The 12,663-nt window shown below is 71.5% G+C and carries 10 protein-coding genes; 1 reads left to right on the top strand and 9 read right to left on the bottom strand.

Going from position 1 to position 12,663, the window contains the following annotated elements; translation table 11 throughout:
* The first annotated feature begins 73 nt into the window (after positions 1-73).
* Positions 74-859, top strand: a complete 786-nt coding sequence (locus tag ACIPRD_RS18180) for a CDP-alcohol phosphatidyltransferase family protein (protein ID WP_356399323.1) — start codon at positions 74-76, stop codon at positions 857-859.
* 370 nt (positions 860-1,229) lie between these two features.
* Here the strand turns inward: ACIPRD_RS18180 and ACIPRD_RS18175 are convergent, their stop codons facing one another.
* The 9 genes from ACIPRD_RS18175 to ACIPRD_RS18135 form a co-directional block, all read right to left on the bottom strand.
* Entirely contained in the window at positions 1,230-2,006 is a 777-nt protein-coding gene (locus ACIPRD_RS18175; protein ID WP_401564119.1) for a YcnI family protein, read from the bottom strand.
* Between the two features lie 40 nt (positions 2,007-2,046).
* Entirely contained in the window at positions 2,047-2,772 is a 726-nt protein-coding gene (locus tag ACIPRD_RS18170; RefSeq protein WP_401564117.1) for a hypothetical protein, read from the bottom strand.
* Between the two features lie 52 nt (positions 2,773-2,824).
* Positions 2,825-3,367: a hypothetical protein gene (locus tag ACIPRD_RS18165; protein WP_356399329.1), complete on the bottom strand. Its 543-nt coding sequence runs from the start codon at positions 3,365-3,367 to the stop codon at positions 2,825-2,827.
* A gap of 279 nt (positions 3,368-3,646) precedes the next feature.
* Positions 3,647-5,011 carry a GH1 family beta-glucosidase gene (locus ACIPRD_RS18160; protein ID WP_401564114.1) on the bottom strand — a complete coding sequence of 455 codons (1,365 nt, stop codon included), beginning with the start codon at positions 5,009-5,011 and terminating at the stop codon, positions 3,647-3,649.
* 29 nt (positions 5,012-5,040) lie between these two features.
* The gene (locus ACIPRD_RS18155) at positions 5,041-5,880 is read right to left on the bottom strand and encodes a carbohydrate ABC transporter permease (protein ID WP_401564226.1); all 840 of its coding nucleotides are present in this window, start codon (positions 5,878-5,880) and stop codon (positions 5,041-5,043) included.
* Positions 5,881-5,902: 22 nt separating this feature from the next.
* Entirely contained in the window at positions 5,903-6,895 is a 993-nt protein-coding gene (locus tag ACIPRD_RS18150; RefSeq protein WP_356399333.1) for a sugar ABC transporter permease, read from the bottom strand.
* Positions 6,896-6,900: 5 nt separating this feature from the next.
* The gene (locus ACIPRD_RS18145) at positions 6,901-8,217 is read right to left on the bottom strand and encodes an ABC transporter substrate-binding protein (protein WP_401564112.1); all 1,317 of its coding nucleotides are present in this window, start codon (positions 8,215-8,217) and stop codon (positions 6,901-6,903) included.
* A gap of 718 nt (positions 8,218-8,935) precedes the next feature.
* The gene (gene fusA / locus ACIPRD_RS18140; protein ID WP_401564109.1) at positions 8,936-11,044 is read right to left on the bottom strand and encodes an elongation factor G; all 2,109 of its coding nucleotides are present in this window, start codon (positions 11,042-11,044) and stop codon (positions 8,936-8,938) included.
* A gap of 469 nt (positions 11,045-11,513) precedes the next feature.
* Positions 11,514-12,536, bottom strand: coding sequence for a nucleotidyl transferase AbiEii/AbiGii toxin family protein (locus ACIPRD_RS18135; RefSeq protein ID WP_401564107.1), 1,023 nt, complete (start codon positions 12,534-12,536; stop codon positions 11,514-11,516).
* Positions 12,537-12,663 lie beyond the last annotated feature (127 nt).

Below are 12,663 nucleotides of genomic sequence, written 5' to 3'. Positions count from 1 at the left end.
GTACCGAGAAGTGCACAGGCCGCGCACAGTACGCGGCGATGATCAACTCTGTCACTCGGCCGGAGGATGTGCGGTGGCCCTGAACAACACGTATGACGCAAGGCTCCAGCAGGAGACCGCTGTGGGGGCGGGTATACAGATCCTGCTGCTGGCCCTGCTCGGCACAGCCATCGGCATGGGCATAGCCGGCTGGCTCACCGGGCTCGCCTTCGCGTTCGCCACCTGGGCCGTCCTCGCCCGCGCGCTGCACCGCTCCCCGCTGCGCTCGTTCGGTCCCGCCAACCGGGTCACGCTCGGCCGGGCCACGCTGGTCGGCGGGGTGACCGCGCTGGTCGCGGACTCCTTCGAGAGCTCGCCCCCGGTCACGCTGCTGGTCGGCCTGACGGCCGTCGCGCTCATCCTGGACGGCGTCGACGGCAAGGTCGCCCGCCGCACCGGCACCTCCAGCGCGCTCGGGGCCCGCTTCGACATGGAGGTCGACGCGTTCCTGATCCTCGTGCTCAGCGTGTACGTCTCCATGCGGCTGGGCCCGTGGGTCCTGCTGATCGGCGGCATGCGCTACGTCTTCGTCGCCGCGGCACGGGTCGCGCCCTGGCTGAACGCCGCGCTGCCCCCGTCCTTCGCCCGCAAGACGGTCGCAGCCCTCCAGGGCATCTGCCTGCTCGTGGCCGGCGCGGACCTGCTGCCGCAGGCGGCCGACCTCGCGGTGGTGCTGTTCGCCCTGGGCTCACTGGTGTGGTCGTTCGGCCGGGACGTGGTGTGGCTCTGGCGCCACTCCCGTCCTGCCGTCGTGGAGGAACCGGCCGTCGAGCCGCAGGTGCTGGATCTCGACCTGGAACTGGAGCTGGCGACGCGCTGAGCGCGGGAGCGGCGACTCGCAGGCCCCGGACCGATCGCCGGTCCGGGGCTCTTTCGTGCGCGGAAGCCACATGTGCGGGCTCACATGTGCGGGCTCACACGTGCAGGGCCACACATGCGGGCCCTCTTGGTGGGGCCTTCACGCGTGGGGCCTTCACGCGTGGGGCCTTCACGCGTGGGGCGCACCGCGGTGTCGCGGTGCGCCCCGATCCGCGGCCGGCGCCGGCGGGTACGACCGGCAGCGGGCCGGAACGGCGGTGAGCCGGAGGCGCGGTGAGCCAGAGGACCGGTGAACCGGAGGACCGGAGGACCGGTAACGCGCGCTAGCCGGACGCGCGGTAGGCCGGACGCGCGCTCTCGGACCGTGCGGTCTACGACCGAGCGGACCGGCTCCGGACGATCGCGAAGGCCGCCACCGCGAGGCCGAGCACCCCCACGACGAGGCCGGCGGTGCCGATGCCGCGCGCGGTCGAGTCGTCGGAGTCGGCCGCGGCGGACTTGGACGCGTCGTCCGAGCCGCTCTTGGAGCCGCTGACGGATCCGCTGTCCGAGCCGCTCTTCGACGCCGCCGGGGCAGCGTCGTCGTCGCCCGCCGTGAGCTTCAGCAGCGGTGCGGGGTTCTCCGGCTCGTCGTCGCCGGCGGCGGGCGCCTCGATCCAGCGGACGACCTTGCCGTCGGAGTATGTCTGGAGCGTCTTGAACGCCAGCTGACCGGTGTCCTCGGGCAGCTGCCCGAAGGCGACGTCGAAGTCCTCGTACTGCCCCGCGCCGATCTTGCCGCCGGTCCAGGTGATCTCGGACACGGCGTCGGTGATGGTCCCGTCGTCGGTCTTCACCGGCGTCTTGAGCCTGGTGGTGGTCACCTTGGGCTTCCAGCCGTCCTGGGGGTGGACCAGGACCCCGAGCACGGGGTGGTCGGTGGGGAGGAAGACCTGCACCTTGCTGGTGCTCGCGGTGTCCTCCTCGTTGGGCACCCGGAAGGTGAGGACGCCGTCGGTGGCCCCCTTGGCGTAGCTCTCCGGGTGGACGGTGACGTGCGCCGAGGCGGCACCGGCCGCGGCGAGGAGCGCGGCGGCGGTGACGGCGGTGAGGGTGCCGGCGCGGCGCAGGGCGGAGCGGGTGCGGGTGCTGGTGTGTGTCGTGGACATGAGTGGGTGGATCTCCGTACGGGTGAAGTGTGAGGGACGGTCAGGCCGAGTACGGGATCGGGACCGGGGGGCCGCGACGGCTCACCGCGTGCCGCAGCGGCAGCAGGCACGGCAGGCCGGCGACGGCGGGGAAGCGGAGCGGGACGGGGACCGGGACCGGCAGCGGCACGTTCCCCCACCAGGCGGCGAGCCCCGGCACGAGCGCACCGGCCCGCCGCAGCAGCCCCCACACGGCGGCCTCCCCACGCCACAGCCACCAGGAGGCGACGAGCGCGGCGAGAAGGTGCGCGGCCGTGGCGTGCGCGGTGAGAGCGTGCGGACGCATCCCGCCGCCCCCGCCGCCTATGGCCCCCATGGCCTGCAGGGAGTGCACGGCATCCATGCCACGCATGCCGCGCATCGCCTCCATGCCGTGCATGGCGTTCATGGCGCGCATGGCGTGACCGCCCATGTGGTGCCCGGGCAGGTGGGTCTTCCCCGTGGAGCCGGCCCAGGGGGATGCGGGGCCGGTGGCGCGCTGAGCCGCGTCGAAGGTGACGTGCAGAGCGGCCTGGGTCGCGAGCATCACCGCGCCGATCCCGGGCAGCGAGCGCTCCCGGCCACCGAGGAGCCACCCCAGCCCGGCCACGGTGAGGAAGGCGGCCCCGTCGACACCGGGCCGGGGCATGACCCCCATGGCGAGCCCGTGGCCGGCGGCCGCGAGCAGCACGCACACCGCGGCGAACACCGCGGCCCGCAGGCCACGGACTGCCGACGATGCGCTCATGACGGCCGATCCTCCCACGCACGGTTGATACGCGTGGCACCGATGTCCGCGTTCACCCCCCGATGCCTGTCGCGTCGAGGAGCCGCACCAGATCCCGGCGTCCGTAGCCCGACAGCCCGGCCCGGTGGACAGCCGTGAGCAGCAGATGGGCGACGATCTCCCCCTTGCGGCCGTCCCTCCCGTCCCCGAACCACTCGTCGGGCTTCTCGACGCCGAGGCCGTTCATGACCAGCCCGTGCACGCGCCGGATCTCGGCGACGGTGTCGGCCACCGCGTCGAGCAGTGTGGATCCGGGTCGCTCGCATTCCAGGGCGAAACACCCCCGGTCGACCGGCCGGCATCCCTCGGGAGGGTTCTCCAGCAGTCCCGCGTAGCGGAGATCGTCGGCATCAGCGCCGCCGAACACGTCGTCCACCAGCACGAACCGGTGGTGTCCCTGCCGTACCGGTGGCGGCGGGTCGTGGTACTCCCAGCCCGCTTCCGCATAGACGCGGCGCCGCACCTCCTCCGCGTCCGCCCCCGTGACGGCGAAGCCGCTGGCGCTGTTGCGGCCGGTGGTCGTGCCGTCAGGATTGCGGTGAAAGGACAGGCCCATGAGTTCCCCCGAAGCTGATCGCCGATCCGGTCGTCGGTCGTCACTGATCCGAACGAGCGGCGATCCCCTCGCGTCCCCACGTCACGGGGTATCACCCGAACGCGTGACCGCACGGACGCGCGGTTGCCTTCGCGCAGCGAGCGGCGACGCCGGCACCCGGCGGCCGCGACGGCATCCCGCGGCATCCAGCGGGACCGCGCGGGGATGCGTGAGGGTCGGACGCCGGGGTGGGCACCACGCTCGTGGAGGCGTGCCCGCCCCGGCTCCTCCGGGCCGGGCTCAGGCGGCCCGGTGGCCCCGGCTGCGGTGTGCGCGGACGATGTCCGCGTAGCGGTGGCCGCTGCCCTTGATGGTGCGGGTCTGGGTGGCGTAGTCGACGTGGACCAGGCCGAAGCGCTTGGCGTAGCCGTAGGCCCACTCGAAGTTGTCGAGGAGCGACCAGGCGAAGTACCCCGCGAGGGGGGCGCCCTTGCGGGCCGCGGCGGCGCAGGCGGCGAGGTGGCGCTCCAGGTAGTCCTGGCGTTCGGGGTCGTCGACCGTGCCGTCGGGTGCGACGAGGTCGGGGTAGGCGGAACCGTTCTCGGTGACGTAGATCTTGCGGGCCGCGTACTCGTCCGTGAGGCGCAGCAGCAGGGCCTCGATGCCGCCGGCGTCGATCTCCCAGTCCATGCCGGTGCGCGGGACGTCCTCGCGGCGCACGGAACGGACGTAGGGGGCGGGGCCCTCGGGGTCGTCGGCGACGTACGCAGGGAAGTAGTAGTTCAGGCCCAGCCAGTCGAGCGGGGCGGCGATCGTCTCCAGGTCGCCGGGCTGTTCGGGGAGTTCGACGCCGTACGTCTCGACCATGTCGGCGGGGAAGCCGCGGCCGTGCACCGGGTCGAGCCACCAGCGGTTGACGTGGCCGTCGTGCCGGCGGGCGGCCGCGAGGTCCTCGGGGCTGTCCGTGACGGGGTGGACGGTGGAGAGGTTGTTGACGATGCCGACGCGGGCGCCGGGCGCCGCGACGCGGATCGCCTGGGTGGCGAGGCCGTGGCCGAGGAGCAGGTGGTACGAGGCGCGTACGGCGGCGGTGAGATCGGTCAGGCCGGGGGCCATCTTGCCCTCCAGGTGGCCGATCCAGGCCGAGCAGGAGGGCTCGTTGAGGGTGGCCCAGTGGTTGACGCGGTCGCCGAGGCGTTCGGCGACGACCGCGGCGTACGCGGCGAAGCGTTCGGCGGTCTCGCGTTCGGGCCAGCCGCCGCGGTCCTGGAGGACCTGGGGCAGGTCCCAGTGGTAGAGGGTGACGGAGGGGGTGATGCCCGCGTCGAGCAGGGCGTCGGTCAACCGGTCGTAGAACGCGAGGCCCTTGGCGTTGACGCGGCCGTTGCCGTCGGGCATCACGCGCGGCCAGGCGACGGACAGCCGGTAGGCGTTGACGCCCAGGCGGCGCATCAGGCCGACGTCCTCGGGCCAGCGGTGGTAGTGGTCGCAGGCGATGTCGCCGTGATCGTCGTTGTCGGTCTTTCCGGGGGTGTGCGAGAAGGTGTCCCAGATCGACGGCGAACGGCCGTCCTCGGCCACGGCTCCCTCGATCTGGTACGCCGATGTGGCCGTGCCCCACAGGAAGTCGTGCGGGAGTGCGGCGAGGTCGATGGGTTCGGACACGGAAGTCCCTTCGGAGCGGGGGGTGTGGGTCACTTGACGGCGCCCGCCGTCAGACCGGCGACGAGATAGCGCTGGAGCAGCAGGAACCCGGCGACCACCGGGAGGCTGACGACCAGTGAGGCCGCCATGATCTGGTTCCAGTAGACGTCGTTGAGGGTGGAGTAGCCCTGGAGTCCGACGGCGAGGGTGCGGGTGGTGTCGTTGGTCATGACGGAGGCGAAGAGGACCTCGCCCCAGGCGGTCATGAAGGCGTAGACGGCGACCGCGACGATGCCGGGGATCGCGGCCGGCACGACGATCCGCAGCAGCGCGCCGAGCGGCCCGCAGCCGTCCACCAGCGCCGCCTCGTCGAGGTCGCGGGGCACCGAGTCGAAGTACCCGATCAGCATCCAGACGGAGAACGGCAGCGAGAAGGTGAGGTACGTGAGGATCAGTCCGCCGCGCGAGCCGAACAGGGCGATCCCGGTGGCGTTGCCGATGTTGACGTAGAGGAGGAAGAGCGGGAGGAGGAAGAGGATGCCGGGGAACATCTGGGTCGACAGGACGGTGACCGTGAAGACGCGCTTGCCGCGGAAGTCGTAGCGGCTGACGGCGTAGGCGGCGAAGACGGCGATGACGACCGAGCAGACGGTCGCGGCGCCCGAGACGATCAGCGAGTTCACGAAGTACTTCGCGAGGGGCACGGTCGACCAGATGTCGATGTACGGCCGGAAGGTCAGTTCGCTGGGCAGCCAGCGGAACTTGCCCGTGACGTCGGCGAGGGGTTTCAGCGAGCTGGAGACCATCACGTAGACGGGGACCAGCACGAACCCGGTGAGCAGGGTCAGGAACACACGCCGCGACCACAGGAACGAACGCGGCGATGCCATGGGCGAGTTGCGGGCCGTCGCGTCACGCACGGGCCTTCCTCCTTCCGCCGCGCGAGGTGAGCAGCAGGTAGACGCCCGTGACGGCCAGCAGGAAGAGCAGCAGCAGGACGGACATGGCGGAGCCGGTGCCGAAGTTCCAGGTGACGAAGGACGCCTGGTAGATGTGCACCGAGACGAGGTCGGCGGCCTCGGGCGCGGACCTGCCGAACAGGACGTAGGGGGTGTTGAAGTCGTTGAACGTCCACAGGAACAGCACCAGGATCAGCACCTGGTTGACGGGGCGCAGCGACGGCAGGGTGATGCGCCGGATCTGCTGCCACATCCCGGCGCCGTCCAGAGCGGCCGCCTCGTACAGTTCGCGCGGGATGTTCTGCAGGCCGGCCATCACGATGAGGAAGGCGAACGGCCAGCCCTTCCACACCGACACGGTCAGCAGGGCGTAGAAACTGTTGTCGCCGATGAGCCAGAAGGACGGTTCGCCGGTGAGGTGCAGCTGGTCGTGCAGGACGTGGTTCACCAGGCCGTTGTCGTGCTGGAACATGAACACCCAGGTGATGACCGCCGTGTAGACGGGCAGCGCGTACGGCACCAGGAACAGCGTGCGCAGCAGGCCGCGGCCGCGGAAGGTGTCCTGCATGAAGACGGCGGCGGCGGTGCCGGTCAGCCAGCACAGGGCGACCGACAGCAGGGTGAAGCCGACGGTGACGAGGAACGAGTGCAGCAGCGCCTCGCCGACGGGCGCGTCGAAGTCCACCGACACCTTGTAGTTGCCGATGCCGGACCACGGGGCGGTGCCCCAGTCCCGGATGTAGAACTGGGTCAGCTCCTTGAAGCTCATCACGATGCCGATGACCATCGGCACGAGATGGACGAGGAGTTCGAGGAGCAGGGCGGGCAGGAGCAGCAGGTACGGCAGTCCGACGCGTCGGATCCGCCCGGTGCGGCGCGGGCCGCGCGCCGCACCGGGGGAGGCTGTGCGCACCGACTCGCCCGGAGCGGTGGTGGTGGTCGTCATCGCGTTCAGGCCGCCGGCATCTGCTGCTGGGCCTTCTCCAGCTTGGCCTTGACGGAGTCGGCGGTGACGGCGCGTCCGGCGGCGGCGTCGGCGAACAGGTCCTTGACCGCCGTACCGACCGCGGTCTCGAACTGCGACTCGGAGGCGACCTGCGGCAGCGCGGCGGCGCTGGTGGCGAGGGTGTTCTTCAGGACCGCGTTGGCGGGCGCCGTGAACGCCGGGTCCTCCTGGGCCGACTTGACCGGCGGGATGGAGCTGTAGGCCTTGTTGAGGATCTTCTGCTCGTCGTCGCTGGTCATGAACTTCACGAACTTCGCCGCGCCGTCGGGGTTGTGGCTGTTGCGGAAGACGGCGAGATTGATGCCGGCGACCATCGAGTTGACCTGGGTGCCGGTGCCGGGGGTGCCGGACTGCACGGGCACGGGCGCGATGCCGTACGCGTCCTCGCTCATCCCCTGCGACTTGAGGTTGGCGGCGGCGGACTGCCACAGCAGCATGGCCTGGTTGCCCTTGGCGAAGTCGCTGACGGACTGGTTCTGCGCGTACTCGGCGTCGCCGGGCGGGATGGCCTTGTCCTTGGCCATGAGGCCGACGTACTGCTGGACGGCCGCGACCACCTTGGGGTCGGTGAAGTTCGGTTTGCCGTCGGGGCCGAAGAAGTCGGCTCCGTGCTGCTTGGCGAACACGAAGACGTGGTGGATGTTCTCGGAGAGGTTCGAACCCTCGGCGCCGAGCACGGACTTGCCCTTGGCCTTGATCTTCTTGCCGTCGGCGACCAGTTCGTCCCAGGTGGCGGGGGGTCCCGCGATGCCGGCGTCGGCGAAGATCTTCTTGTTGTAGTAGAGCGCGTACGCCATCGAGTACAGCGGCACCGCGACCGGGTCCTTGCCCTCGGCCCCGGTGGATCCGAGCGCGGAGTCGACGAACCGGTCCCGGCCGCCTATCTTCGCGAAGTTCTTCGCGTCCCAGGGCAGCAGCGCCCCGGTCGCCTGCAGGGAGGCGCTCCAGGTGTTGCCGATGTTCAGCGCGTCGGGTCCCTGGCCCGAAGTGGTCGCGGTGAGGATCCGGTTGAGCAGGTCGGTCCAGGGAACGACCTCCAGCTTCACCTTGATACCGGTCTGCTTCTCGAACTTGTCCAGTTCGGGCTGCAGGACCTGCTTGTCCACGGCGATGCTCGCGCCCTGGTTGGAGGCCCAGTAGGTCAGCGTCTTCGGCGAGTCGCCGGACCCGTCGTTACTGGACGAACCCCCGCCGCAGGCCGTGGCCGCGAGGGCGAGAGACATGGTGACGGCACCTACGGCCGCGGCTCGGATGCTGCGCATGGCTCCTGGTGTCCCTTTCCGGGAGTCGAGAACCAGGGGGGTGGTGACGGGCGTCGGCACGCCGTTCGCCTCCCCAATCCCCTCATGGCTTAATTTAGGACGTGAGTTAAACCCTTGGACGGGGGCTCGTCAAGGGATACGGCAGGGGTGGATCCCGGCTTCGCGACCGCGGGCGGCACGACCAGGGCGGACTCGGACGGAAGCGCGCTCCTCGAAGTGCCCTTCCATACAACGACGTTCACCTCGTGAAACCGGAAAGCCCGGCAAGGGCGGGCGCGTTCACGTGTCCACGGGTACGACTCATTCGCCGCGTATGAGAGCCTCGTTGACGGCCTCGACGCGTGCGAACAGCGGGCCGCGGGTGACGATCCCGTCGCCCATCCCCCTCCCTCGTCCCCCGGCCCCCGGCGCCACGGGTCGACGTCGATGACAGTGACGGTGACCAGCGCGTTGCCCAGTCCCACTACGGCCCACCAGTCCCGGCCGCCGGCGCTCACCCGCCCGTTCGACGGGCTCGCCGGGACAGCCTGCGCAGGGACGTGCCGGTGAGCGCCCGTACGGGACACCCACCGGCACACCCTCACCCGGTCACAGCCGGCACCGCAGCCATGACCGCGACCCCGGCGACCGGTCGTACGCCCACCTGCCCGGACGCCGGCCGGTCACGGTCACCGGACCGGAACCACCGCGGGAGCCGGAGCCGACACCCACGTCACGGTCACCGGACCGTGTCCGCCCCCGGAGCCGACCCGCCGGCCGCCGCCACGGGGCCCGGTGCCATCGCGTAGCCGGCGGGGCGGGTCGTGAAGGTGCCCCGGCCCTGTGTGCGGCTGCGCAGGCGGGTCGCGTAGCCGAACAGTTCGGCCAGCGGCACGGTGGCGGTGAGGACCGCCGAGCCGGCGCGGCTCTCGGAGCCGGTGACACGGCCGCGCCGGGCGGCCAGGTCGCCGAGGACGCCGCCGACCGCGTCCGCCGGCACGGTCACCGTGACGTCGGCGACCGGTTCCAGCAGGGCCATCGCGCAGGTGCGCAGGGCCTCGCGGAGGCCGGACCGGCCGGCGGTGCGGAACGCCATGTCGGAGGAGTCCTTCACATGCGTGGAACCGTCGGTCAGCGTGACGCGCAGCCCGGTCACCGGATGCCCGCCGAGCGGGCCCTCGGCGAGGGCGTCCCGGCATCCGGTCTCGACGGCGCGCACGTACTCCTGCGGAACCCGTCCGCCGACGACGGCCGACCGGAACTCGAAGCCAGTGACGCCGACTTCGCCTCCGAGCGGCTCCACGTCGAGAACGATGTGCGCGAACTGCCCGGCGCCGCCGTCCTGTTTGACGTGCCGGTGGACCAGTCCGCGTACCCCGCGCAGCACGGTCTCCCGGTGCGCGACCCCCGGCCTGCCCACCGCGACCTCGAATCCGCCCTCCTGCCTGATCCTCTCCACGGCGACCTCCAGATGCAGTTCACCCATGCCGGACAACACGGTCTGCCCGGTCTCGTCGTCGGTGCGCACGACCAGGGAGGGGTCCTCCTCGGCCAGCCGCGCCAGAGCCGTCGCGAGACGGCCGGTGTCGGTGGCGCGGCGCGCCTCGACGGCCACGGAGACCACGGGCTCGGCGACCACGGGCGGTTCCAGCAGCAGCGGAGCGGCGGGGTCGCACAGCGTCGAACCGGCGCGCGCCGTCTTCAGGCCGACGAGCGCGACGATGTCGCCGGCCGCCGCGCGGTCGAGCTGGGCGTGCCGGTCTGCCATGACCCGCAGGATCCGTGCGACACGCTCGGTGCGCCCGCTGCCCGCGTCGCGCACGGTGTCTCCCTTCTCGATCGTGCCCGAGTACACGCGCACATAGGTCAGCCGTCCCGTGCCGTTCGCGTTCACCTTGAACGCGAGTGCGGCGAAGGGTGCTTGAGGATCGGCGGCCCTCACCTGCCCGTCGTCCTCGTGGACTCCGCGTACGGCGGGTACGTCGAGCGGTGACGGCAGGTAGGCCACCACCGCGTCCAGCAGGGGCTCGACGCCCCGGTCGCGGTACGCGGACCCGCACAGGACGACGACGCCCGCACCGCTGTGGGTGAGATCGCGCAGGGCACCGGTGAGGGTGGCACCGGAGAGCGTCTCCCGGTCGCAGAACTCCTCCAGCGCGGCCGGGTGCAGCTCCGCCACCGCCTCCTCCAGCAGCCGCCGTCTGCGCAGCGCCTCGTCCCGCGATCCGTCCGGTACCGGGCCCTCGACGAGCGTGCCGGGAGCCCCGCCGGCGTCGTCCCACACCAGCGCGCGCATGCGCACCAGATCCACGACGCCCGTGAAACGCTCCTCGGTTCCGATCGGCAACTGCGTGGCGAGCGGCGCCGGATGGAGCCGTTCCCGGATGGACTCGACGGCGGTGTCGAGGTCGGCACCGACGCGGTCCATCTTGTTGACGAAGGCGATGCGGGGCACCCGGTGCCGGTCCGCCTGCCGCCACACCGACTCGCTCTGCGGCTCGACCCCGGCGACGGCGTCGAAGACGGCCACGGCTCCGTCCAGCACCCTGAGCGCGCGTTCGACCTCGTCCGCGAAGTCCACGTGCCCGGGGGTGTCGATCAGGTTGATCCGGTGTCCGTCCCAGGCGCAGCTGACGGCCGCGGCGAAGATGGTGATGCCCCGGTCGCGTTCCTGCGGGTCGAAGTCGGTGACGGTGGTGCCGTCGTGCACCTCCCCGCGCTTGTGGGTGGTGCCGGTGGCGTAGAGGATCCGCTCGGTGACGGTGGTCTTCCCCGCGTCGACGTGGGCGAGGATGCCGAGGTTGCGGATGGTGGCGAGGCTGTCGAGAGTGGTGGGGCGGGTGCGCATGGCCCGAGGCCTTTCTGCGGAGCAGGAGAAGGGGCGGCGCGATTCCCGGACGAGGGCACGAGGAACCCGGAGGACTGACCTGGCCGACTGCCCAGAGTAGAAGGGAAGTTGGGTCCGCCCGGAGTCGCGTCGGGTCGGTTCGGGTCGGTTCTGTTCGGTCAGATGCTCGTCACAGGCATCCGGTGCCGGCCGCGCAGCGGGCACCGGACGGACGAGGACACCAGGATCACCTCGGACCGGGACGGGTGAGCCACGACGACTGCGGTACGGTCACGCACGGCCGGGCTCCCCTCGGTGATCGGTGGTCGGTGATCGGTGGCGGAACAGCGCGCCGCCGAAGACCTCGGACCGGCGCGTGCCGCACGGCGAGTGTAGGAAGCACGGCATGCTCGCGCCCACCGGTTTTTCCCCGCCGGTGTCCGCGGGTGGACCGTCCCGCGTCCGTGCCGTCGCCCTCGGCCCGGTCGGCCTAATCGGCGGTGGAGAAGGTCGGCGCGAGAGCCGTGCACAGCCTGTCCGCGAAGTCGTCCTCCGTTCCCGTGACTTCGGGGTACTCGGCGGTGAAGTGGCCCCATTCGGCGGCCCGCGCGGACTCCGCGATCTCGTCGAGGCCCACCGGACGGCACCCCTCGGAGGGGTCCGCGTGGAGAAACACCTGCCGCAACAGCTCGTGACGCAAGGGCGTGTGCTCAGCGAGCAGGACGGCGTCGTAGAGGTCCTTGCCCTGAGGGTGTATGTCCGTGCACAGCCACATGACCTTCCACGCCAACGACAGTTCGGCCGTGGCCGCGTTGAGCGGGATCCGCGCGTCGCCCGACATGGAGGGCATCAGGGTGGCCTCGGGTGCCGCGGGCAGTGACTCGTTGAAGACGAAGTCCAGTTGAACGGTTCCGCCGGGCAGTCCCTCGGCGGTCCAGGGCAGCACCAGACGCCGTCCGGGGACGCGGTCGTACGTCCAGATGTCGTCTCCGACCGCACCGGCGGCGTCGAACCGTACGACGGTGCCGGCGCGGTGGGAAGCCGCCTCGGCCGCCCCGGCGATGCCGTCGAGCATGGCCGACGTACGCGCCTCCTCGATCCCCCACGACGCCGGGGTGACGACGAAGTCCAGGTCCCCCGGCTCCCGTGCCGCGTCACCGAACCAGGCGCGCAGCAGCACACTGCCGCGCAGCACGAGCGAGTCGGCCCATGCGGAGTCGGCGACGGCGGTGAGGACCAGGTCGAGCGCCGTACGGCGGGCCGCACGCCAGGCGTCTTCGACCGGCGGGTCGGGGAAGCGCGGGTCGGCGGCCCGGTAGGCGTTGCTGTACTGCTTCAGCGCGGGGTCGAACACGGAACGCTGCACGGCACGCGGGTCGGTGACCGGACGCAGCGTCGAGGGCAGTTCGAGCCGGGACCGCGTGTCCTCGTCGAGCGGGCTCTGGGGCAGGCTCTCTTCGCGCCACCCGAACCTCTCCCAGGTACCGGCCCCCGTGCGCCCGCCTCCTGCCATGCCCGTGTTGTTCCCGTCACCCGTCATCACGCACCGCCCTCTCCCCCGTGACGCGGCCACCACTTCACCGCGGCCGCCCGGGGCGCACCCCGGCCCCCTTGCCCGATCATCGCAAGTCTTTCCTTGC

Source organism: Streptomyces sp. NPDC090108, from assembly GCF_044747185.1.
In the GTDB taxonomy this organism is placed as follows: Bacteria; Actinomycetota; Actinomycetes; order Streptomycetales; family Streptomycetaceae; genus Streptomyces.
Note: the sequence above shows the minus strand (reverse complement) of the source record. Positions and strands in the feature narration are given on the sequence as shown.